The following is a 23,916-nucleotide window of genomic DNA, read 5'->3' on the forward strand; positions in this document are numbered from 1 at the left end:
CACCCCATATAGGCACTCGCTTTTTTCGACTCAATGATTTCCACATGTCAGAAATACGAGCGAAAAACCATTGCCGATCTACGGGAAAACTGCTTGGATCAGTTAAGTCCCTATGGGTTTAGTGAGATTCATAGCGGGCTGATCTATTAGTTCAACAATGGAGTTGTCATGACACAGCAGTTGGCAGGTCAAGCGGTCCACACAGATCTTTACATCAACGGAGAGACAGAAGGCGCGGAAGGCGGACTGACGATCAAGGATCCCGCGAATCCAACAGAAGTCGTTGGTGTTGCAGCCGCAGCGACGAGGCAGCAAGCCCTAGATGCCGTTGCAGCCGCAAAGAAGGCGTTCCCAGCTTGGTCGGCATTGGAACCCGAAAAACGTGCTCGATACCTCAGCGAAGCAATCAAGGTTCTAGCGGAATTCCAGATGGAAGACGCCGAAGTATTGTCTCGAGAGAACGGAAAGATCCTCCAAGAAGGCATTATCGATCTCATCGTCTTCAACATTCGATTCCAACTGGCCTGCGGCCTTGCCGATAAAGTCAACGAAACAACCGTGCTTGCAGGCCCGCCCACCGAGACCGTCGTCGCCTACAAACCACTTGGCGTCGTGACGTTGATCGTGCCTTTCAACTGGCCGCTCGCAATTTTGGCCGCTTCGCTTCCTTACGCCCTGGTCGCCGGCAACACCGTGGTGGTCAAGCCACCACCATCTGCACCACTGGCAACAGCGCGTGTACTTCAGCGCGTGGCGCAGCAACTTCCCGCAGGCGTTCTCAACGTTATTACCGGGGAAGATGCCGTCGTTGGAGAACCTCTCATTGCTAATGATGATGTGGCCAAGGTGTGCTTCACCGGAAGTAGTAACGGTGGAAAGCGCATCATGGAAATGGCCTCACGAAACCTCACGCGAGTGGCGTTGGAACTCGGAGGAAATGACCCTGCGCTCATCCTTGAGGACGCCGAAATTGACGACGCCTCATTAGACCGCTTGTTCCACGGCACATTCGACACCACGGGCCAGGTTTGCATGGCAGTGAAACGCCTCTATGTTCACCGGTCTCGTTACGAGGAAGTCGTGGAAGGATTGAAGGCACGGCTCGAGAACACGGTTCTTGGCCGCGGCACCGACCAAGGAACCACCATGGGACCACTGCATTCGCCACTCCAGAAAGCACTCGTTAATGAGTTGGTTGAAGAAGCTAAAGCCTCCGGAGCAGAGGTTTTGGAGTTCGGAAGTCTGCCCGAAGGTGAACTTGCCGCAGGCAACTTTGTTCGCCCATCATTGGTGCTGAATCCAGACCCATCACTGCGAATCGTCACTCTGGAGCAATTTGGGCCAACACTACCGATCTTGGTCTTTGACGATGTTGAGGAAGCAATAGCTGCCGCAAACGACACCTGGGCAGGACTCTGCGCCTCAGTGTGGACCAAAGATGACGCGAAAGCACGCAGCATCGGCTCTCGACTCGAAGCAGGCTATGTCTTCGTCAACTCACACGGTCCAGCCACGCTTGATGAGAGAGCCCCATTTGGAGGCTTCAAGGCGTCTGGCATGGGACGAGAAATGGGCACAGAAGGCCTCCGCGAATTCATGGATACTCGCAGCGTAGGTATCAACGTAGGGGGATTCGAAGCCCACTAAATGTGCATGGGAGCTACACGAACCTAAATTGTGTAGCTCCCGTCCATCTAGACAGGTAAGGATCTGGGGGAGCGGCGCTCATTTCAAGATGCCCCAATCAGCAGTTCAAGTGGTCTGACCAAGGCAGCCCGATACTTGGGTCCCACACAAGAAAACTGCTAGCAGTGCTGCACAAATGAACAGCTGAGTTCTCAAGATTGTTTGAGGTGCTTTCATCCGGAGAGTCATGAGTTATTGACGGCGTCTAGGAACCGACAAATGCAAGGGGACAAATGCGTGGGTCTCGGTTCCAGCGCCTCGCAGAAGATATGGAATAGGGGCTACAGGTCAGCCGACCCCACTCAGTCAGATTCATGCTAGTTGACATAATGTATATTATCGGCGCTCCAATATAGTCTCTAGACATGTACAACTAAGTGGCTTGGATGCCGGTTACTCTAAGTGAATCTAACGTCTTACATCGAGCAAAGACTGAGCAACATCACCATGGAACTTCGACAGATCGAAGCATTCATCGCCGTCGCCGAAGAATTGCACTTCGGACGCGCAGCTCAACGCTTGCACATGGCTCAGTCGCCACTCAGTCAATCCATCAAGAAACTTGAGAAGGATTTAGGCGCACAACTCGTTGAGCGCAATACACGGACCGCCTCATTGACTAAGGCTGGACAGTCTTTTCTGCCACATGCTCGAAATGTACTCACAGAGCTGGATCTCGCGCGACGATCCACGAACTCTGACGATGGTGCTATCTACGGTCAGCTGTCCATCGGATTCTCCGGCGCGTTGAACCATTCCACATTGCCACCTCTGACAAGGGCTTTGCGCGCCTACTACCCCGGCCTGGATTTAATTCTAAACGGTGGGCTTTTGACTCAGGATGCTCTAGATCAATTGCGCCAAGGAAGCCTCGATCTTGCCTCTGCGCACTAGCCCAGCTGGATGCAGGTGCCTTCAGAAATGACGGTTCGTTCTCCGTTCACCACCGAGACGGCCGACTGGTCATCGAGCGCATATGCGTCATTGTCGATCTGCTGAAACCATTTCTGAGCGGCGTCGAGGGTGTTCGTCGGCATGTCCGGATGATTCAGATGTGGGAAAAGTGAGAAATTCACAAGGCCCAGAGTTTGATCAGCGGGCGCCGACGGATCCTCGACGCTTGCTTCAAGGCCCTTTGATCCAGAGGTGACGAACTCGCGCCCAATGCGCGGCGTCAGAACCATACTGCCGGCGCTCACGCCGACCCACACGAGGTCTGGGAAATTCAGCAGCTCTTCCCACAGGCCGGATGCGTGCAACCAGTGACGCAAGTACACGGCGTCGCCACCATCCACCAGCAGGACGTCGGTGGCATCCAGCCATGGGAGCCACCGACTCTTGTTCATCGTCGGCAAAGCCAGCAGCTCCAACAAGCCCACAGATGACCATCCGAGCCCCGTCATATGAGTCGCTTCCTGGCCCGACACAAAATTCCACATGGTCTTCGGCGTGCACCACGGATGCCCGTATTGAGCGGTAGGAATGCACAAGGCTGAAGATTCAGAGATGGTCTTCCCTAAGAGGTTTTCGAGTCCGGTGCGAATGCTGCCGTTCGTCACTCCACCCGAGGTCAACAGCAGTTTCATGCTGCACCACCTTGAAAAATCGAGTCCAGCTGGGAGCGGCATTCGCGGAAGACCAGAATAGGATCCACGGCCTCACCCTCAGCCGCCAACTCCCCCCAGCGAATCCAACTCGTTCGCCACAGCGCCAGGTAAACCTCGGCTACCAAAAGTAAGCGAGCGTCGTCGTGCTCCGGAAAATTTCTTTGGAGTGCCACCCTCAAGGCCTTGCTTAAGTCTTGCTCTTGCGCCGCGGCGAGCGAGCGCATGTCACCTTCCATTGCAAGGAGACGGGCAATGCGACGGTGCTCCCCCAGGCTCGCCGTATTTTCAGAAAGCATCACGCGTTCAGCAGCATCGGCAATGAGATGCATCGGATCGACAGGACGCGGCATGGCGCTCACATCAAGGGACTCAATGACGTCCAACATGCGGCGATGTCCAGGCAACGCGGCCTGATCTTTGCTCGCAAAGTATCGGAAGAAAGTACGCGAGGAAATGCCGGCGCGGTCCGCAATGTCCTGAACCGTCGTTGCGGCGACGCCCTTCTCTTCAAACAGAGAAATGGCCGCCTCGTGGATCTCGGCCTCCGTCTGAAGACGACGCCTCTCACGCAATCCAAGTGGCGCGTCCTCAACTGCTCCGGGGCGCATTGCCCCTCCCCTCACATCGTTGTGTTGAAAAACACTATTCTATGACACTTATGCCAAACTGTCACAGTATGCCATAATTTCGAAGCGGAAACTTTCGTTGTAACCCATGATGACACCCCTTTGCACAGAAATAGGTAACTGTATGCCCTCGTCCCTCGCACAAGAGGAATCCGCTCCACCACAAACGAAAGCGGAGCAGCAACTCAGCACTAAGGGTGTCACCACCATCATCACCGTGCTGGCGCTCTCCGCGTTCTTGATGATTCTCAATGAGACCGTGCTCTCCGTGGCACTTCCCAACCTCATGGCCGAATTCAACGTGAATGCCGTGAGCGTTCAATGGCTGACTACCGGCTTCTTGCTCACGATGGCCATCGTCATTCCCACCACGGGTTTTTTGATTCAGCGCTTCACCACTCGAAGCCTGTTCACCGTGGCCGTTTCACTTTTCCTCGTGGGCACGTTCGTGGCCGCCATTGCACCGAATGTTGGTGTGATCCTGGTGGGCCGCATCATTCAGGCAAGCGGCACGGCCATTGTTCTTCCGTTGCTCATGGTGACCACGTTGACGCTCGTTGCACCCGCCCGTCGCGGTGCGGTCATGGGATTGAACTCCGTGGTGATTTCGGTTGCGCCGGCTATCGGCCCCACCCTTTCCGGCCTCGTTGTTGAAGCCTGGGGCTGGCGTTGGATCTTCGGCGCGCTGGTCCCTCTGGCTGCCATCTTGCTTATTGCGGGTTTCGTAGCGCTCAAGCACAAGACTCCAACCCGTCGCGCTCCGCTGGATATTCTTTCCGTCATTGTTTCGGCTATCGGATTCGGCGGCTTGGTCTACGCACTCGCTTCTATCTCCGAAATCATCCACGGCTCGATAGCTCCTCTGATCGCCTTCGTCGTGGGTCTGGCTGCTCTCGCCATCTTCGTGAAGCGTCAGATCGCACTGAACCGCGACAACGGCGCCACGCTCTTGAACTTGATGCCTTTCACGCGTCACAACTTCCGCCTATCCGTGGCACTTCTCATGATCGCGATGGGCACCATGCTGGGAACCGTCATGATTCTGCCAATCTATCTCCAAAACGGACGAGATATCAGCGTTCTCGAAACTGGTCTCATGCTGCTCCCGGGCGGCCTGATCCAAGGTATTGCTTCGCCGTTCGTCGGCCGCATCTTCGACAAGGTGGGTGCACTCCCCCTCGTTCTGCCCGGCTCGATTCTGCTTGCAGGAAGCATGTGGTGGCAGACCACTTTGAGTGCTGACACTCCCCTTCGTCTGGTCATCGCGATGAACGTGGTCTTCTGCTTGGGTCTGGCCCTACTGATGACCCCATTAATGACGACGGCGTTGGGTGACCTTCCGCGCAACATGTACGGACACGGTTCCGCAATTTTGAATACGCTCCAGCAGTTGGCTGGCGCGGCGGGCACGGCGGCTTTCGTCGCAGCGCTCTCGATTGGTTCGGCTACCGCAGCGATGCGCGGCTCGAGCGATGCCGATTCCGTGATTGCCGGCGCTCACGCCACGTTCACTTTTGGTGGCATCTTGGCCACGTTGGCAATCGTGCTGGCGTTCTTCATCAAGAAGGCGGCTCCAGCCGAGAAGCACTAGTCCGTTATTTCAAGGACACAGCTGAAATAGAGCAGACAGAAGGGATCTCCACCCTCCGTCACCAGAGCGGATGGGCCGGAGATACCTTCTGTTTAGGCCATAAAAGCCAGCCGATAAAGGAAGGCTAAGCGCCCACATACTCCTTCAAGTACTTACCCGTGAGCGTTGACGCATCTTTGACGATCTCAGCCGGGGTTCCTTCGAAGACCACCTTGCCGCCTTCGTTACCTGCACCCGGACCCAGATCAATGATCCAGTCCGCATGGGCCATCACCGCCTGATGATGCTCAATGACAATCACGGACTTCCCGGACTTTACGAGTCGATCAAGCAGTCCCATGAGCTGCTCAACGTCTGCCAAGTGCAGGCCCGTTGTGGGCTCATCCAGAACGTAGATCTCACCCTTATCCGCCATTTGGGTTGCGAGCTTGAGTCGCTGGCGTTCACCGCCAGAGAGCGTGGTGAGTGGCTGGCCCAGGCTCAGGTAGCCGAGACCAACATCGGCCAAGCGCTGCAGAATCTTGTGCACCGCCGGAATTTTCGCGTCCCCGGCTCCAAAGAACGCCTCGGCCTCATCCACTGGCATGGAAAGAACTTCGTCGATGTTCTTGCCGGCCAAACGGTACTCAAGGACCTCGGGCTGGAAGCGCTTGCCCTCGCAGTCTTCACACGTGGTGCCCACGGTCGCCATGAAGCCAAGCTCCGTGTAGACCACGCCGGCACCATTACAGGTAGGGCATGCCCCTTCAGAGTTCGCACTGAAAAGCGCGGGCTTCACACCGTTCTCTTTGGCGAATGCCTTGCGGATGGGTTCGAGCATCCCGGTATAAGTCGCGGGATTGCTGCGGCGCGATCCACGGATGGCGGTCTGGTCGATAGATACAACGCCCTCATTCTTGGCGATTGAACCATGGACCAGCGAGCTCTTTCCCGAACCAGATACACCGGTGACAGCCACAAGAACGCCCAACGGAACGTCGATGTCCACGTTCTGCAGATTGTTCTCCGAAGCACCACGAATCTTGAGCGACCCCTTGGGCTTATTCACGTTCGGCTTGAGCTGAGCACGATCATCCAGATGCTTGCCGGTGACAGTGCCGCTCTTCCGAAGATCCGCCACAGAACCCTCGAAGCAGATCTGTCCGCCGTGAGAACCCGGGCCAGGACCCATGTCCACTACGTAGTCGGCGATCTCGATCATCTCCGGCTTGTGCTCCACCACGAGGACGGTGTTGCCCTTGTCCCGAAGTCGTTGCAACAGCTCGTTCATGCGCTGAATATCGTGTGGGTGCAGTCCCACTGAAGGCTCATCAAATACGTACGTCACGTCCGTAAGCGCGGACCCCATGTGGCGGATCATTTTCACGCGCTGGGATTCACCGCCGGAGAGAGATCCAGAAGGACGGTCAAGGGTCAGATATCCCAAGCCAATCTCCACGAACTGATCCAAGGTGTGCTGCAGGTTCTCGATCAAGGGCGCCATCGACGGTTCCTTGAGATCACGAATCCAGGCAGAAAGTTCATTGATCTGCATGGAGCACAGATCGGCGATGCTCTTGCCGTTGACGAACGAATTGCGGGCCGGTTCAGCAAGTCGAGTGCCATCGCATTCCGGGCACTTCTTGAAGGTGGCAATGCGGTCCACGAAAGCTCGAATGTGCGGTTGCAGGCCGTCGCGATCTTTGGACAGAAAGGACTTCTGAATCTTCGGGATCAGGCCTTCGTAGGTCAGGTTGATGTTGTCGACCTTGACCTTGGTTGGTTCCTTGTGGAGCAGGTCGTTCATTTCGGTGGCGTTGTACTTCACGATGGGCTTGTCCACATCGAAGAATCCGGAGCCAGTGAAGATCCGCATGGCCCAGCCGTCCGCCGTGTAACCGGGGATCTTGAACGGTCCCTCGGCCAGAGACTTCGAAGAGTCGTAGAGCTCGTCGAGATCAATGTCGGAGACCTGACCGCGGCCCTCGCACTCGGGGCACATGCCGCCGGTCTGCGTAAAGGTCTTCTTTTCGGCGACCTCCTTGCCGCCCTTCATGACCTTCATAACACCGCTCGCGCTGACGGATGGCACGTTGAAGGAGTAAGCGTTGGAGGAACCAATCCGTGGCTCCGCGATGCGGCTGTAGATGATGCGCAGCATAGCGTTCGCGTCCGTCACGGTGCCCACGGTCGAGCGCGGGTTTGCACCCATCCGCTCTTGATCCACGATGATGGCGGTGGTCAGGCCTTCGAGCAGATCAACGTCCGGCCGGCCAATATTGGGCATGAAACCTTGCACAAACGAGCTATAGGTTTCGTTAATCATGCGCTGGGATTCCGCAGCGACCGTCCCAAACACAAGCGATGATTTACCGGATCCAGAAACACCCGTAAACACCGTGAGCCGGCGCTTGGGAATCTCCAGTGAAACATTCTTGAGGTTGTTCTCATTCGCTCCGTGAACGCGAATCATTTCGTGGCTATCCGCCAAAGGCACGGTGGTCATGGACGCTCCAAAAGTTCAGCTAAAACGCGGTCTGGTCTGGGGAGTGATCCTACCGGCAGCCACCCTGAGATCTCACCATTCACCCGCATAAACAACCACCGGAATGCCGGTTCGGCTGACAGTCTCACGATCAACCTGCATGCCAACCTTTTCCGCGACGCGGCGGGAGGCGATGTTGTCTGGATGAATGATTGAAATCAGCCGTCGATGACCTAGCGAAATCGCGAGATCACGGCTCGCTTGCGCGGCTTCCGTCGCAAGCCCTTGCCCCTGTAGTTCCGGCCGCACGTGATACCCGATTTCGAGATCCTCGTCTCCGTCGATGCGCTGCCAGGTCAGTCCGCAATCGCCTATAAAGTACGACGACGCAGCTCGGCTTTTCGAGTTCTCCTTCAGTGCCGCGAGACGCGCCGAATTCACGGTGTCGCTCGCGGGATCTTTCAAGCGCAGAGTCCAGAGTCCCAGCCCATCACGGGCGTAGTTGCGTTGATTCCAGCTGATCCAGTCGAGCGCTTCGTCGCGAGTCCTGGACCGCGGATAGAACTGCATGGTGGTTGGATCGCCCAAGAGTTGCGCCAACTCGTCGAGGTCCGAGTCCTGCATGCGCGAGTATTCAATGCGTTCTGATTCCGGCAACACGATGGACTCGCTCATATACCGAATGCGGCCGCGTAACGGACAGTTCCGCACGGGAATTCTTCCTGGTCTTGCAGGCTCAGGACCATGAACGCTTCTTCTGGGATTTCGATGGAGAGACGGACTCCGTGGTCCACCGCCCGCTTGAAGCCAAAACGTGGGTAGTAGTCCGCATGGCCCAGGACCACCACGAACTTCTCCCCCATCGCTCGGGCTGCGTCGAGGGCACCGTTGATCGCTGCCGTACCCGCACCCGTGAATTGGAACTCGGGCAAGACTGCGCACGGCGCCAGCGCCAGTGCCGGAACGTCATCAATGTAGCAACGCGTCAACAGCGCATGACCCACAGGACGGTCTCCATCAAACGAGAGCATCGATAGCCCGTCGATCCATGCATCAGGATCGACGCGAAGGGCGTCGACGAGCTCAGCCTCTTCGAGCGTAGGAAACGCTGCGGCGTTGATCCCGTGCACGTTTGCTTGGTCGCCTGCCTGTTCTGGACGGACGGACCAGATTTTGTGCGCGCCTTCTTCCACGAGGTCCTCGCGATGGAGCATCGCTTTGGCTGATTCGTCGTCAATCGGTGCCGAGGTGTGTTCGTGGACAATGAGCCACTGCCCGTCCACGCGTTCCAGCACCCAAGTGATCCGGTTGTCCTGATGCCGGACGGGAGTGAAGTGACCGTTCGCATCAGGCGTGCAACCGCTAAACCGGACGTAGGCACTCACTAAGGCAGCGTCGTCGTACTCCCGAATGTGAACGTCATAGAAGGAGGCCGCGACCTTCTCCCCTGCCGGAATGCTCGCAAACCAGACCGATGAAAGCGTTCGCGCGCCGTCGTGGCCCAGCAATTCCCAGGCCTTCCACATCTCAAAGATGCGCACGTTCGGGCTATACAGGGCGATGAAAGCATCGACGTCCTGGTCGTACACCGCATCGCGGTATCGTGCCAGGACGTCGTGAACTTCTGTGATCATCACACCACAGTAGCGATCTCTGCCGAGGCGAGCACCTAAGCCACCGGCAGGTGACGGTTCCACCACTCAAGAATTGCCTCGAAGCGCTGTTTACGGTGCCATGGCGTACCGGCGCGTGAGAGCTCGTGGTTCTCGCCCGGGAACACCAAGAGTTCAGCCTCGGTGCCTTGGAGCTTGAGCTTGGCAAAGTACTGCTGAGCCTGCTCAAGCGGACAGCGGTAGTCCTCTTCGGAGTGGATGATGAGCGTTGGCGTCTGGTTTTCGTCAGCCGCAGCGAAGGGGCTCTGCTGGCGCTGCAGCTCAGCGTCGCGTCCCATGTATTCGCCCAAGAAGAACCATCCGATGTCTGAAGAACCCTGGAACGCGTACGGTTCCAAGCATCCGCGCTCCACGATGGCCGCCTTGAAACGGTGGTCATGACCGATCAACCACGCGGAGAGATAACCACCGTAGGAACCACCCATGACGCCCAAGCGCTCGCCGTCCAGCGACGCATTCGAAGCAACTGCCTGTTCCAAGAACGCGAGCACATCGCTCGCGTCCACGGTTCCCATGGCGCCCTTGATGGCCTGACCGTGCTCGATGCCGTAACCGGCGGACCCACGCGGGTTGCAGTGAAGCACTGCGTAGCCGGCGTTCGCGTAAACCTGGGGCTCGTCAAAGTAGGCCCAGTCATGCGCACTGAATGGACCACCGTGAATGTTGAGCAGAACCGGGTGTGGCCCATCTCCTTCTGGCACGAAGATCCAGCCGTGGACCTCATGGCCGTCGGCCGCAATTGCGGTGAATTCCTGAGGTGCGATGACGGTGCTCTGTTCGCGGAGCTTGGCACCGAAATCCGTGATGCGTGTGAAGGCACCATCTTTCACGAGAGCCAGATCGCTTGGCGTTTCAGGATCTGAATACGTCACCGCAACGCCTGCCGGCGTCTCCACGGCGGCCTTCACCACTCGCTGTCCCACGTCGAGTCGCTGAGCACCCTCCGCCGTCACGTGGAGCGGCGACGAGCTTCCCCGGTGGCGGCTCAGCGCCCAAACACCGGCGGTGGCTCCACGTTCCAGCTTGGGGGTTTCCGTGGCATCGTCTTCACCAAGATCCGTCAGGAGCTTCAACTCGGCACCGGGCGTGCCGTCGCCCAGCGAATACACGCCCGCTGGCTTACCGACGAACTCGACGCCCGTAGCCCCAAGGTCCCCGCCCAGCCCGTACAAGACGCCGTCAACTCCAAAACGGACCGCGTCAATAGCGACGTCGCCGGAACCTGTGGTCACCAATTCTGGATGAGTGAAAGTTGCGTCAGCCGTTTCGGAGCCACCGAGCACACCGGAGACATTCACGCGGTAGACATCGGCGCGAAGGTCGGCCTCGGAGCCCTCGTGAAGTTCGGCGGTGAAGTACAGCCACTGGCCGTCGGGGCTAAATTCAGGAGCCGAAGCATCCGCATCAATGCGCGTGACCAAGGTTGCCTTCGGCATGCCCTTCTCGCCACCCAAAACGCCCAAGTGATACTCGGCCTTGGACGCAGCATCCGCGGATTCGTCAGCGGCGTTGCCCTGATCTTTGCGCTGATCCTTCCCGAGCTTGGCTGCACGGCCAGTTGGCTTCACGTACGGCACATCATCAACGGCGGGAATTTCCATGACGTAGATTCCGCTGCGCTTGTCCACGATGAAGCCGGCACCATTCATGCGGTATTTCAGCGTGGTGATGTGCCGCGGATTCTCTTGAGCACCGGAAACACCTTCCGTGGTGCCATAGCGATCCTCTTCGGGTCGGGCTGCCTCAAAGGCGATAAAACGACCATCGCGGGAAAACGTGAACGAGCTAATGCCGAGCGGCGCCGTCGTAATGATGCGAGCTTCTCCCCCGGTGCCGGGCGCGATCGCAATCTGCGGCTTGCCGTCCGCGTCGCGGCGTACGAAGGCCAAAATGCTGCCGTCTGGCGAAAATTGTGGCGCACCGTCCGCGGTTCCTTGCGTGATGCGGCGTGCGCCCGAGCCGTCCAGCGCCACATCCCACAGCTGACCTGTGTAGGAATCGTTGTCAAAGTTTGGACGCTTAGCGGCAACCACTGCGCGCGTTCCGTCCGGATGCACGGCTGGCGCGGATAGGGTGGTCAGTAGATCGATGTTCTCCGGTTTCATGTCGCGAGCCTACTCGATCACCACCATTTATGAAACAGTTATTGAACGGTATTTTGTGACTTCTTTGAACGTGACCAACTGGTCCGATTGCCTCGTCTGCCCCGTGTGTGGAGATGAGATGTTGCTCAAGGGCGAACGCACCTTGCACTGCGTCAATGGTCATGAGTACGACGCCGCTCGTCAGGGATACTTCAATCTCTTGACCGGCCGGGGTACAAAATTCCGCGAGGACACTCCCGAGATGGTTGCCGCGCGCTTGCGGTTCCTCGAAGCCGGGCACTACTCCCCCATTGCTGATGCGATCGTTGCCGAGGTGCCTCGCGAGGCTCAGTTCGTAGTGGACGCAGGTTCCGGTCCCGGCTATTACCTGAATTCCGTCGTGTCTTCGCTTGAAGATTCCGGGCAGTCGTCGCAGTCTTCAACTCAGCCGCGAGCAGTCGCCCTGGACATTTCCCGTGCCGCCGCCAAGCACGCCGCGAAGATCTCCAACACCCTCTCCTTGGTGACGGATTTGTGGAGCGTCTTGCCGCTCGCGGCCAACACGGTCGATGTAGTCCTCAACGTGTTCGCTCCGCACAACATTGAGGAATTCCGGCGCGTCCTGAAGCGCGGTGGCCGAGTCATCGTCGTGACGCCGGCACCTCACCACTTGCAAGAACTGCGCGACGCTGAGACAGGTCTCTTGGGAATGCAGTCAGGAAAGCAGGAGAAGCTTCACCACACCTTCAGCGAGGGATTTACGCTGCTCCACGAAACCAATGTGGATTTCAGCCTCAGCCTTGATACTCAAGCCATCGCCGATCTCGTCGGCATGGGACCTGCGGGCCATCACACATCGGCGTCGCCTGACGAGGAATCTCCCACTGAAAGTGCACAGGCAACTGACGGCGAACCGCGCACGGTGAGCTGCGGCGTCGTCCTTTCTGTCTTCCAGAAATCCTGAACCTCAGACGCCCCTTTTTGAGAACTGCAGGATAAATACGCCCCAAGGCGGACGGAATCGCGCGCCTGAAACGGCATAGTAGAAGCAATGACCTCAATCTCGCGGGGTCGATTGATGCAAAGGACCAAAATGTTTGAGTGGATTGTCGCCAACGGATGGGTGTTTTGGCTTGTCCTGTTTTTGGTGCTCGCCGTGATCGAGATGATGTCCCTCGATCTGTTCTTCCTCATGTTGTCCATCGGCGCTTTGGGCGGCGTGGCAACGGCACTCATCGGTGGCGAATTTTGGCTTCAGACAGTCGTGTTCTGCGTCCTGTCATTGCTCCTGATTTTTATGCTCCGACCGGTCGCTTTACGGCACCTGCGGAAGGCTCCGGAATCTCACCGCACCAACATTGACCGGCTCATCGGCGAAGAGGCCCTCGTGCTCGAGCCCACCAGCCGTCTCATGGGCAGCGCCAAAATCGGTGGCGAAGTCTGGACGGCCCGTGCCGAATCAGGCGCACCACTCCAGCCCGGAACTTACGGTTCCGTGGTTCGCATTGAAGGTGCTACCGCGTACCTCGCGCCCCGCGACACCCACTAATTTTTCATCACCAACAAACAATCGAAAGGGGGACGGATGTTTCAGAACGGAAACGGTACAGCTACCGGCATTGTTCTAGCGGTACTTGCGATCTTCGTGATCGTGGTCCTCATCCGGTCAGTTCGAATCATCCCGCAGGCGCGCGCAGGAATCGTGGAGCGCCTCGGAAAGTATCAGCGCACGTTGGGCCCAGGCCTGACGCTGCTCATTCCATTTGTGGACCGACTCTTGCCACTGTTGGACCTGCGCGAGACCGTTGTGAGCTTCCCGCCGCAGCCCGTCATCACGGAAGACAACCTGGTAGTCAGCATTGACACCGTGGTCTACTTCCAGATCACGGAGCCACGGGCCGCCACGTACGAAATCGCGAACTACATTCAGGCCGTGGAGCAGTTGACCACCACGACGCTTCGTAACGTTGTGGGTGGTTTGAACCTTGAAGAGGCACTCACGAGCCGCGACCAGATCAACGGCCAGCTCCGTGGCGTTCTTGACGAAGCCACAGGCAAGTGGGGCATCCGCGTGTCACGCGTGGAGCTCAAGGCCATTGATCCGCCACTCTCCATCCAGGACTCGATGGAGAAGCAGATGCGCGCTGAGCGTGATCGCCGCGCCGCCATCTTGACCGCTGAAGGCACCAAGCAGTCTCAGATCCTCACGGCCGAAGGTCAGCGCCAGGCGGCGATCTTGGCCGCTGAAGGCGACGCCAAGGCTGCGATTCTGCGTGCAGACGGTGAAGCTCAGGCCATTCAGAAGGTCTTCGACGCCATCCACGCTGGACGCCCTGATCAGGAACTTCTGGCCTACCAGTACTTGCAGACGCTCCCGAAGATCGCCGAGGGAACCGCAAACACTTTGTGGATCATCCCGAGCGAAGTCGGAGATGCTCTCAAGGGCATCGGCGGGGCTCTAGGAAACTTTGGTGGTGTCGGCGGTGCTGGCGCTACCAGCGGTGCGGGTGCTACGGGCGTTGCGGGCAATGCCGGTAACGCAGGAACCACAGGCAATAATCCGGCCGGTTCTGCCAACTCATAGTCACGCAAGCTCAAAGGCTCTTGCTTTATCGGCTTACATACCCGGTAAAGCAAGAGCCTTCGCTATACTTGAGTGTCTTTGCGGGAATGATTCCAGGATCTTGCTCGTTGACTAAGGACGAGTAGTTTATCTATCGGAGGGAAGACAGTGAGCGATCGCAGTTTGCGAGGTATGCGTCTTGGCGCACAGAGCATGGAGACGGAAGCTGGCGTAGAACCAGCTCCACGCCAGCGCGTTGAATACCGTTGCGAAGACGGAGAGCAGGTCTTCGTGATGTTTGCAGCCGAGGCTGAGATTCCGCCGACGTGGACCTCTAAGACCGGCAAGGAAGCCGTTCTTGTCAATGGCGAAAAGCCAGTTGATAGCAACGAAAAGCCAGTGCGTACGCACTGGGACATGCTGTTGGAGCGTCGTTCTGTAGACGAGCTTGAGCAGATTCTTGAGGACCGCCTCAACAAGCTTCGCGAATCGCGCGGGGAAAAGGTTTCTGCAAAGAAGTAAGACTTCTCTGCAGTAGGTAGCTAAAGAAGCAATAAAGGAAGGCCGGGGCATTTCGCCCTGGCCTTCCTTTTGCGTATGTGTCGGCTACGTACTACTTGCCGAGCTTCGACTTGATCTTGGCGCTCAGGGTTTCTGCACGTGCAGAAAGTCCCCAACGAACCACGTTCACCATGGCTTCGGTGACAATGTTGCCGCTCATCTTGGAGACGCCAAGTTCGCGCTCCACGAAGGTGATGGGAACTTCCACGATGCGGCGGCCCATACGTGCCACACGGAAGGTCATGTCCACCTGGAATCCGTAGCCCACAGAATCAATCTCGTTGAAGTCCATAGAACGGAGGGTGTCAGCGGTGTAGGCGCGATAGCCGGCCGTGATGTCGCGCAGCTTCAATCCCAACATGATGCGGGAGAACTGGCTGCCACCCAGGGAGATGAACTTTCGGTGGAGTGGCCAGTTCACCACGGAGCCACCCTTCACCCAGCGGGAACCAATGACCAAGTCGGCGCCGCGAGGAATCTCCGCCAAAAGACGTGGGAGCTGTTCTGGCTGGTGGGAGCCATCGGCGTCCATCTCTACCAGGACGTCGTAGTCGCGATCGAGTCCCCAACGGAAGCCGGCGATGTACGCCGCGCCCAGTCCTTCTTTGCCCTTGCGGTGCATGACATGGATGTTGGAGTCCTGTGCAGCCATCTCATCGGCCAGCTGGCCGGTGCCGTCCGGCGAATTGTCATCGGCGATCAGGACATGAACGTCGGCCGCAGCGGCGCGAAGACGGTTCACGGTAATCGGCAAAGACTCCCGCTCGTTATAGGTGGGAATAATCGTCAGTACCCGCACGGGCGGAATCCTCCTGATGAGACAAATACACTTCGCCCGGCAGCGTTAAACCAAGACAGGGCACTAGATACCCTACAGGTTGAAACGAGGGAGTCCGCGAAACTTCGGGCCAAGGCGTGACAGTGTGACACAACTTGTTTTCTAAGGTTCCGCGGACTTCCTCGTAGATTGCTGGCTTTTTCCAGCTTGGAAAGCCAAAAAGGCTTCCCGTGAACTTCCACATTAGTGGCTCTGTGGAGCCTGTCAACCCTTGGCTGACTAGGTGATAAGTAAATACCACCTAGTCACCACGGCGTGGCGATGGGATTTAGTCTATTACTTCTACAATTTATCGAACAGCGTGACGCCGTTCTTGACCGTCCGGAGGCACTCAGGGCTTCCGTGCTCAAGAGTTGGCAGCACTGGCGTGCCTGCGCGCGTGTCCGTGCTCCATGCCGAGACGCGCTCATCTGGCGTCTGGACGGAAAGCTCCCACGGCTCCCAGATTGCAAAAGTCGCTGGCGAGCTTGGACCCAACTGGCCAAGCAACGGGTTGCTTTCGCGCACCGCACGGTAGCCAGCACGAGTCTGGGCAATGAACGCAGCCTTCGACGAAATCCGAGCGCTCGAGGCGTGCAGGTTAAACGCCGCGGCCGCGATTTCCCACGGGCTGTGATTGGTCACTGGCGCATCGGATCCGAAGGTCACCGGAATGCCAGCAGCAAGCATGGTTCCTACGCGGTTCATGATGGACGCGCGCTCTGCGCCAACGCGTTGCTCATACATTCCACCGGGAACGCCCCAGTAGGCGTCAAAGAGCGGCTGCATGGACACCGTCACGCCGAAACTCGCGAGCGCTTCGATGTGGGCGTCGTCGGCCATCTCCACGTGCTCAAGACGGTGATTAGCACCCTTGAGCTTCTCAATTCCCACAATTCCGGCAGCCTTCTCAAGCGCCTCGATGACTACGTCCAAGCCACGTTCACCGATGACGTGGAGGCCGCCCTGGACGCCGGCCAAGGTGCAAGCAACGAAGTGAGCTGCGGCGTCGTCCGCGGAAACGTACAACTGGCCGGTCTCGCCGGGTGCGTCAACGTAAGGCTCGCGCAAAGCGGCCGTGCGGGAACCGAGCGATCCATCGATCCGCAGGTCGCCAGCGAGGCCGCGCACCACGCCAGGTCCGAAAGAGTCCACGAGTTCGCGAGCGTGCTGTTCGTCGCGAGCCAGCTCGCCCCACAGCGCGTACACGGTGGGAAGGCTCTCCCCTGATTCGCGAGTCAGTGCTGCCAGAGATTCGAGGTCTTCACAGCCAGCAATGTGAGGCGCGGCGTTCTCCACGACGGCGGCAAAGCCACGCGAAGCGAAATGCTCCAGAGCCAACTTCTGCATCTGTGCGCGCTCGGCGGCGGTGTAGTTGGCAATGGACTGACGTGCAGCCACGTGCTGCTCGCCGGTCAGCGAACCGGTGTCCGTGGGAAGGCCCAGCTTGGCGGCAAAGCCAGCGCTGGCGATTCCGGAATGTGCATCAACGCGGGTCAGGTACACATCCTTGCCGCCCGAAGCGCGCTCGAGTTCTTCAGCGGACGGCACACGGGCTTCGTCCCAGCCGGATTCATCCCAGCCACGTCCCACGACGCGCTCATGCTGAGCTGCATGCGCGGAAACGCCATCCAAAACGTCCTGGACGCTACGCGCAGAGCCGAGGTCAAGACCAGAGATGGAATGCGCGGTCTCCGTGACATGCACATGCGAATCCACGAACGCCGGCGTAATCAAGGCGCCGTCAAGGTCGATCACATTCATGCGCGCATCTTGTAGCGAATCCGCGGCCGCTTCCCCACCAATCCACGCTACTTGACCGTTCTCCACGATCATGGCGGTTGCATACGGGTCCACGGTCGAATAGACGGAACCGTTGCGGTACAGCGAAATCTCACTCACTTTTTTCTTGCATCACTTTCGTTAGGTGGCTTAGTCCACTTCACCTAAGCCGGTATGGGTTACGACGCCGCGGCGCACCAGATCTACTGCCTTGCGGCAGGTCTTGGCGAACTTCGGCGAAAGACCGGGCACCTTCGCGAGCTGGTCGAGCGAATCGATGACCTGCTTGGCCCACCGGACAAAGTCGCCGGCAGCGAGGTCAGTGCCGTTGAGCGCATCGCGCAAATCCTTGCCGCGCGCCCAATGGAACATGGGCCAGACGAGGCCCAGCTCAGGGGCGGCCGTCTGCGGCAAATGGTGTACTTCTTCCAAATCAGTCAGCTCAGACCACTCGCGGACGGTGATGTCCCACGCGTCGTGGATGGCTGGGCTAGGAAGCTTGACATCCACCAAGCGTTCTTCGCGCTTGGCCTGGAAAACAAGGGTGGTGATGAACGCGGCGAGTTCTTCTGGATCCAGGTTTTCCAGCACGCCGGATTCAAGAACCAACGAAGTGAGCATGTCGCGTTCGCCGTAGATACGACGCAAGCGCTGCCCGGCCTGAGAAATCAGTGCGGCACCATCGGCAGCCAAAGCGGCCTCCGCCGTTGCTGCAGATTCCTCTGCTGCACCACCGGGGTTGTTGAGCCCCAAGTAGCCTTCGTTGTCGAGTTCGTGATCGAGCTTCAAATAGCCGTAGTGGTTAAGCACGGCGCACACACGATCATAGGTTTTCGCGATGGTGTTGGTGCGGCCGCCAATTTGAGCCTTGATCTGGTCCGTTTCTTTGCGCAGCGTCCACCAGCGTTCGGCCCAGCGAGCATGGTCCTCTCGGTCCGAGCAGCCGTGGCATGGGTGCTGGCGAAGTGCCCTCTGAAGACGCGCGATTTCGGCGTCGTATTGCTCGGAACCAGAGAACTTGAACGCACGGTCAAAGTTCTTCGGGGGGCGCTTGTCTTGCAGGAGGTTGCGCAGACTTGATGCGAGGTCGCGGCGCTCGCGCGGCGAACGGCCCGTGAAGTTCTTGGGCATGCGCAAACGCTCATGGATCACCACGGGCCCGTCGATGTCCATGGGGCTCAATCGCTTGATCTTGCCGTCGTCCGTAAGCACGGTGGGGCGTGGGTCCCGCAAAGACTGCGAAGTCTCAATGACTACACAACGTACGACGCCGCGTGGTCCCTTTGCGAGGAGAACGTCGCCTCTCGAAACACCTTCGAGGCTTGCGGCTGCCGCTCCCCTACGAATCCTGCGTTCCGAAGAGCTTGCGTTCTTTTCAGCATTGCTCAATTGGCGGCGCAGCTCTGCATACTCCGAGAAGTCTCCGAGATGGCACTGCATGGACTCCGCGTAGCCAGCCAAAGACTCCTCGCGGCTGCGTACCTTGCGTGCAAGGCCAACCACGGATCGGTCGGCTTGGAACTGAGCGAAGGACGACTCAAGGATCCCGCGACCGCGTTCACGGCCGAACTGCGCCGTGAGGTTGAGGCTCATGTTGTAGGTAGGGCGGAAGCTCGAGTTCAACGGGTACGTACGCTTCGAGGCAAGACCGGCGACAGCGGCAGGGTCTGTGCCTGGCTGCCACAGCACCACGCCGTGGCCTTCCACGTCGATGCCGCGTCGGCCAGCTCGGCCAGTCAGCTGTGTGTACTCACCAGGGGTGATTTGTACGTGTTCTTCACCGTTGAACTTCACGAGCTTTTCAAGGACCACAGAGCGGGCTGGCATGTTGACGCCGAGCGCCAACGTTTCCGTGGCAAAAACGGCGCGGATGTAGCCCTCAGCAAAGAGCTTCTCCACGACTTCCTTGAAGACGGGAAGCATGCCTGCGTGGTGGGCGGCGAAACCATTGATGAGGCCGTCGCGCCATGACCAGAAGCCGAGGACATCGAGGTCGCTCGGGTTGAGGTCTTTTGCCGCGTCGTCGACGATGGCGGCAATCTCGCGAGACTCGCGATCAGTCGTGAGCTTGAGTCCGGAACGGACGCATTGGCTCACCGCTCCGTCGCAACCCTTACGGGAGAAGATGAAGACAATGGCTGGGAGCAGTCCTGCTTTGTCGAGCGCACGAATCATCTGCGGACGCGACACGTTGAATCGTGGGGACTCTTCAGTGGCCTCCCACGAATTGCCGCGCTCGCCCTTGTCATAGCGACGATCGTTGCCAGGGCGTCCACGGTCATCTCCGCGACCGCCTCCGCGTCCCCCGTTCCGGGAACGGTCATACGCTTTTCCACCACGCGAGGCGCGGAATTCTTCACGGTCTCGGCGGGACGATCCGCCACGGCCACTCCGCGTCAGTGTGGTGGCACGGTCATGACGGGCAATGCGCAGCAGCTCTGGATTCACCGTCAGGGACTCACGGCGTTGCTCCGTGCCGGCTTCGTCGAAGGAGACATCTTCAGCGAAAAGATCAACAATGCGTCCGCCCACCATGACGTGCTGATACAGCGGAATGGGGCGGTGCTCGGACACGATAATCGCAGTGTCGCCGCGGACGGCGTCGAGCCAGCCACCGAATTCTTCGGCATTGGAAACTGTCGCGGACAGCGATGCCACCTGCACGGTCTGTGGCAAGTGGATGATGACTTCTTCCCAGACGGCGCCACGGAACTTGTCCGCCAAATAGTGGACTTCATCCATCACTACGAAGGACAGGCCGCGAAGCGTGTCAGAGTCTGCGTACAACATGTTGCGCAGCACTTCGGTGGTCATGACAACAATGTCGGCTTCGGAATTGATGGACGTATCGCCGGTCAGCAGGCCTACGCGGTCTGCGCCGTACTTCTCCACGAATTCCTGGAACTTCTGGTTAGAGAGCGCCTTGATGGGGGTGGTGTAGAAACACTTTCCGTCCCGTTTGAGAGCAAGATAAACAGCAAACTCACCGACGACGGTCTTACCGGCACCAGTCGGTGCAGCAACCAGAACGCCGCGGCCCTTCTCGAGTTCTGTGCAGGCTTGAATCTGAAAATCGTCAAGCTCGAAAGAGAGTTGTTGGCGGAAACCGTACAGTTCGGTTTTGGCTTCAGCAGCGCGTTTTTTCGCAGCTGCGTACCTTTCGGCCGGAGAGGACATGTGTTTCCCTTTCCGGTCCGGGCGAGGACCTGATGTGTGCGCGATCCATGAAGTGATCGCTGTAGTTTGACCCTACCCGTGGCCACGCGAGGTTGAGGGGATTCACTCGCGGGCCGCGGCTAGTTAGTCAATTGCTTCCGGTGCCGGAAGGCTGGAACCTTGGCCTTTAGCCATGCGCTCATTCTCTGCTTCTTGAGTGGCGCGCTTCTTTGCAACACGCTTATCACGAACCAAGCAGAAGACGGTGGCGCCGAAGAAGAGCAACAGCAGCGGACCGGCCAAGACAAACATGGTGAGCGCGTCGCCGCCTGGTGCGGCCATTGCTGCAACCAAGCAGATCAGGAAGACCGTGATGCGCCAGTTTTTGACGATCACCTTGCCCGGCAAGATACCAATCATGTTCATACCGACCATCAGGACGGGAACGATCATGGCCAAGCCGAAGGCCAAGAGAAGTCGGAGGACAAACGGCAAGTAAACGTCGATACCAATGATGTTCGTGGCGTTTCCAGGCGTTAGACCCATGAAGAACTGCAACGCATGAGGCAGTACCCAGAATCCCAAGTACAAGCCCAACAGGAACAGCGGCAACGCTGCAGCGATGAAGCCGAGGGCATACCGCTTCTCGTTCTTGTGTAGACCCGGGACAATAAATGCCCACACTTCATAAAGCCACACTGGAGCCGAGAGCACGACGCCCAAGAAGACGGAAACTTGGATCATCGTGTCAAAAGGCGACACGGCGGTGGTGAAGTTAACTTCGCCGCCGAAGCTCTTGACAGGCTGAATCAGCAAGTCCAATACCGGGAAATACAGGAAGAACCCGGCAATCGTTGTAACAAGAAGCGCACCCAGAGAGACGAATAGCCTGTTGCGGAGCTCAATCAAGTGCTCCTTAAGGGCCATCCGCCCTTCGGGGTTATCTACACGCTCTTTACGCGAGGCCACCGAGACTTAGAGGTTAGGGGTGTCGCGCTTGCGCTCAGGGTCAAGAACTTCGCCCTGAACGGTTTCGCCGTTCTTGGCGCGGGTTCCATCTGAGTCCACGCCGTCCTTTTGATCTTCGTCCTTCATCTGACGTACTTCAGACTTGAAGATGCGGAGCGACTGGCCCATCGAGCGAGCTAGTCCTGGAAGTTTTGGCGCGCCAAAAAGCAAAAGTGCCAAAACGATGATGATGACCAAATGCCATCCCTGAAGTCCACCCATTGCGCAGTCCTTTCGTCGTATTCAGTTTACGCCACAAAGCTATGTCTAAATAACGTACGCGCTCCGTGGTGTAACGGTGTTGTGATTCAGCTCTCGGCGTGCGTCGCCAGTGCAATCTCAAGCCATTCGATGATTTCCGCGCGTTCTTCGGCGGGCGCAATCACTTCAAAATGTCCCGCGTGCGAGGTCACCAGATCTCGCATCGCCTGGTCCCCCGCGCTGGAGATTTCGGCGATCACGGAACCGTCCGGCCGTTTCGTGGTCACTCTGGTCGGAGAGAATTCCGGCAACAGAGGACGCAAGCGCGCCGCAAATTTCGCCTCAATCAAGTCTGCATTCGCAAGCGGCGAATACAGTTCGGTGGGCACCTTAGCCAGCTCGGCGGCGTCGTGCTCAAAATGTTCATCCTGAACCGTCAGCGAACGCACCCGATCCATGCGGAAGACGCGCGGGGCATTCGCCGTGGTGCACCAGGCCTGGAGGTAAATGCGGCCGGTCTGTTCTTTGAGGCGCACCGGCCAAATGACGCGTTCGGTCAGGGCGTCGCGGCCACCCACGATGTAGTGAAGTTTGACCACCCGATGATGTTCAATCGCATCATGCAGCTGCGCCCAGCGCTCCGGCTCTTCGCTCGCCACAAACCGTGCGGTCACGGCGTTGGACAAGTTACTGAAGTGACCCGTCGCGACCTCAATCTTGGCGCGCGCACTCGCCACCACGGAATCGTCGCCGACCCCGGGCACCGCGCTCATGAGATCCAGCGCCACCATGAGCGAAAAAGCCTCTGCCAAGTTCAAGCGCACCTTATGGCTCAAGTGCTCGGCATTTTCGATGTTGACGTAGTCATCGTCGATGATCACGTCAAGAAGCTCATCCGGCAGACCTTCAGGTAGACCACAGAGCGAGAGCCGGTCCAGCTCGCGTTGCAGCGCTTTGCGATCCAGGTCAAAGCGCTCTTGAAGCTCCCCGAAGGTCGCGCCGCCGCGATCATGAATGAAGGAAACCATGTCCAGCGCGCGGGCGACCTTGACCGTCTCTGGCACTTTGCCTGCGGCTTTCTTCGGCTTACCCAGTTCGTAAGCGGGCACCGGCTCGCGGTGCGCTTGAAGGGCTCGTTCCAATAACGACGCCGCAGCGCGCCTCAGATTTGTCGGCTCGAGGACACGCACATTACTTCCGAGCGCGGCCACGTCTTTGGCCATGTCCTCAAGGTTCACGTAGGAGACTTTGACGATGTCCCATGACTCGTCGAGAGCCTGAATTTCCTCGGCACGTGTGCGTAGCGCGTAGCCGCGACCCTCGCGCAGGTGCAACGTGGCGGTGCTCGTGACTGAATCCAGCTTCATACGATTGAGCGCTTCACTCATCGAGAACTGGGCTGGGCGATCGACGGTAGGAGCACCGTCAACGCGTTTGACCTCATCGAGGATGCGCGAAAGCCGAAAGATGCGCTGAGCTTCACGATCGCGATCAAAGCCCGTGACGTACCAGTGACCGAAACGCTGGCCGAGGCCCCACGGTTCAATCACTCTCTTGCTTTGCTCCCCCACGGGATTGGCGTACGTGAAGGTGACTGCGAAGCGTTCCGTGATGGCATCCAGAAGCTGCCCGAAGGCCGGCTCCGAGCTCGAGACACGTGGCTCAAAAACCGAGTTGTCGAGTTCAGTGGCTGCCACGCCCAGTCGAGCGAGAGCTCGCTGAGCGGCGTTACCCAAAGCATCTTCACCCCAATAGCTGGCGGCCATGGCAATAGCGGCGGCCTCTGGCGGGGTGAACTCGATTTCTTCGAGGCGATACTTCTCCGGCAAGATCCGGTAGTACGTGGTGTTGGTGCCGGCCGCGTCTTCGCGAATGACTGTCTCGATGGGAATTCCCAGGCGTTCAAGTTCTTCTTTGTCGCGCTCGAAGTAGCGCTTGAAGGTCTCGGACTCGAGGCCCTTGTAACGATCAACGCGCGTTCGCAAATACTCAGCAGAGAAGCCGTTCTTCTTGCTGAGCAGCGTATAGACGAGGCTTACTAAAACCTCAGTTAAATCAGCAGGCACGGATCCCACCTTACTAGGGATCCGTGCCTGA

General features: G+C 58.2%; 19 protein-coding genes. 7 read left to right on the forward strand and 12 right to left on the reverse strand.

Annotated elements, in window-relative coordinates; translation table 11 throughout:
• Window positions 1–168 precede the first annotated feature (168 nt).
• The gene (locus tag BKA12_RS04265) at window positions 169–1,647 is read left to right on the forward strand and encodes an aldehyde dehydrogenase family protein (protein ID WP_183640922.1); all 1,479 of its coding nucleotides are present in this window, start codon (window positions 169–171) and stop codon (window positions 1,645–1,647) included.
• Between the two features lie 486 nt (window positions 1,648–2,133).
• Complete coding sequence (locus BKA12_RS04270) at window positions 2,134–2,580, forward strand: LysR family transcriptional regulator (protein ID WP_183640924.1); 447 nt, start codon at window positions 2,134–2,136, stop codon at window positions 2,578–2,580.
• Here BKA12_RS04270 and BKA12_RS04275 read toward each other — a convergent pair.
• Together BKA12_RS04275 and BKA12_RS04280 are read right to left on the reverse strand one after the other, a co-directional pair.
• Complete coding sequence (locus BKA12_RS04275) at window positions 2,577–3,272, reverse strand: Type 1 glutamine amidotransferase-like domain-containing protein (RefSeq protein WP_183640926.1); 696 nt, start codon at window positions 3,270–3,272, stop codon at window positions 2,577–2,579. The genes BKA12_RS04270 and BKA12_RS04275 overlap by 4 nt on opposite strands.
• Window positions 3,269–3,901, reverse strand: a complete 633-nt coding sequence (locus tag BKA12_RS04280; RefSeq protein ID WP_183640928.1) for a TetR family transcriptional regulator — start codon at window positions 3,899–3,901, stop codon at window positions 3,269–3,271. Before BKA12_RS04280 ends, BKA12_RS04275 begins: the two co-directional genes overlap by 4 nt.
• A 142-nt stretch (window positions 3,902–4,043) precedes the next feature.
• Here BKA12_RS04280 and BKA12_RS04285 point away from each other — a divergent pair, with 142 nt between their 5' ends.
• A complete protein-coding gene (locus tag BKA12_RS04285) occupies window positions 4,044–5,510 on the forward strand; it encodes an MDR family MFS transporter (RefSeq protein ID WP_183640929.1) in 1,467 nt (488 codons plus the stop codon).
• A 124-nt stretch (window positions 5,511–5,634) separates the two neighbouring features.
• Here BKA12_RS04285 and BKA12_RS04290 read toward each other — a convergent pair whose 3' ends face one another.
• From BKA12_RS04290 to BKA12_RS04305, 4 genes are all read right to left on the reverse strand, one after another.
• Window positions 5,635–7,995: an ATP-binding cassette domain-containing protein gene (locus tag BKA12_RS04290; RefSeq protein WP_183640931.1), complete on the reverse strand. Its 2,361-nt coding sequence runs from the start codon at window positions 7,993–7,995 to the stop codon at window positions 5,635–5,637.
• Between the two features lie 72 nt (window positions 7,996–8,067).
• Complete coding sequence (locus BKA12_RS04295) at window positions 8,068–8,649, reverse strand: GNAT family N-acetyltransferase (protein ID WP_183640933.1); 582 nt, start codon at window positions 8,647–8,649, stop codon at window positions 8,068–8,070.
• Window positions 8,646–9,608 carry a GNAT family N-acetyltransferase gene (locus tag BKA12_RS04300; RefSeq protein ID WP_183640935.1) on the reverse strand — a complete coding sequence of 321 codons (963 nt, stop codon included), beginning with the start codon at window positions 9,606–9,608 and terminating at the stop codon, window positions 8,646–8,648. The genes BKA12_RS04295 and BKA12_RS04300 overlap by 4 nt, the downstream gene beginning before the upstream one ends.
• Before the next feature lie 35 nt (window positions 9,609–9,643).
• Window positions 9,644–11,752, reverse strand: a complete 2,109-nt coding sequence (locus tag BKA12_RS04305; RefSeq protein ID WP_183640937.1) for a S9 family peptidase — start codon at window positions 11,750–11,752, stop codon at window positions 9,644–9,646.
• Between the two features lie 55 nt (window positions 11,753–11,807).
• Here BKA12_RS04305 and BKA12_RS04310 point away from each other — a divergent pair, with 55 nt between their 5' ends.
• From BKA12_RS04310 to BKA12_RS04325, 4 genes are all read left to right on the forward strand, one after another.
• Complete coding sequence (locus BKA12_RS04310; protein ID WP_183640939.1) at window positions 11,808–12,695, forward strand: putative RNA methyltransferase; 888 nt, start codon at window positions 11,808–11,810, stop codon at window positions 12,693–12,695.
• Window positions 12,696–12,824: 129 nt separating this feature from the next.
• Window positions 12,825–13,280, forward strand: coding sequence for an NfeD family protein (locus tag BKA12_RS04315; protein ID WP_183640941.1), 456 nt, complete (start codon window positions 12,825–12,827; stop codon window positions 13,278–13,280).
• 36 nt (window positions 13,281–13,316) lie between these two features.
• Window positions 13,317–14,315 carry an SPFH domain-containing protein gene (locus tag BKA12_RS04320; RefSeq protein WP_183640942.1) on the forward strand — a complete coding sequence of 333 codons (999 nt, stop codon included), beginning with the start codon at window positions 13,317–13,319 and terminating at the stop codon, window positions 14,313–14,315.
• A 147-nt stretch (window positions 14,316–14,462) separates the two neighbouring features.
• Window positions 14,463–14,816, forward strand: coding sequence for an RNA polymerase-binding protein RbpA (locus BKA12_RS04325; RefSeq protein ID WP_183640944.1), 354 nt, complete (start codon window positions 14,463–14,465; stop codon window positions 14,814–14,816).
• A gap of 91 nt (window positions 14,817–14,907) precedes the next feature.
• Here the strand turns inward: BKA12_RS04325 and BKA12_RS04330 are convergent, their stop codons facing one another.
• The 6 genes from BKA12_RS04330 to BKA12_RS04355 form a co-directional block, all read right to left on the reverse strand.
• On the reverse strand, window positions 14,908–15,654 hold the full coding sequence (locus tag BKA12_RS04330) for a glycosyltransferase (protein WP_183640946.1): 747 nt from the start codon (window positions 15,652–15,654) through the stop codon (window positions 14,908–14,910).
• Between the two features lie 321 nt (window positions 15,655–15,975).
• Window positions 15,976–17,574: an amidohydrolase gene (locus BKA12_RS04335; protein ID WP_338087427.1), complete on the reverse strand. Its 1,599-nt coding sequence runs from the start codon at window positions 17,572–17,574 to the stop codon at window positions 15,976–15,978.
• Window positions 17,575–17,604: 30 nt separating this feature from the next.
• Entirely contained in the window at window positions 17,605–20,631 is a 3,027-nt protein-coding gene (locus tag BKA12_RS04340) for a DEAD/DEAH box helicase (protein WP_183640947.1), read from the reverse strand.
• A gap of 123 nt (window positions 20,632–20,754) precedes the next feature.
• Window positions 20,755–21,579, reverse strand: a complete 825-nt coding sequence (gene tatC / locus BKA12_RS04345; protein ID WP_333907834.1) for a twin-arginine translocase subunit TatC — start codon at window positions 21,577–21,579, stop codon at window positions 20,755–20,757.
• Window positions 21,580–21,585: 6 nt separating this feature from the next.
• Window positions 21,586–21,840, reverse strand: coding sequence for a Sec-independent protein translocase subunit TatA (gene tatA, locus BKA12_RS04350; RefSeq protein WP_183640949.1), 255 nt, complete (start codon window positions 21,838–21,840; stop codon window positions 21,586–21,588).
• A gap of 86 nt (window positions 21,841–21,926) precedes the next feature.
• Entirely contained in the window at window positions 21,927–23,885 is a 1,959-nt protein-coding gene (locus BKA12_RS04355) for a WYL domain-containing protein (RefSeq protein WP_183640951.1), read from the reverse strand.
• Between the last annotated feature and the right edge of the window lie 31 nt (window positions 23,886–23,916).

It is taken from the genome of Neomicrococcus lactis (assembly GCF_014200305.1).
GTDB lineage: Bacteria > Actinomycetota > Actinomycetes > Actinomycetales > Micrococcaceae > Neomicrococcus > Neomicrococcus lactis.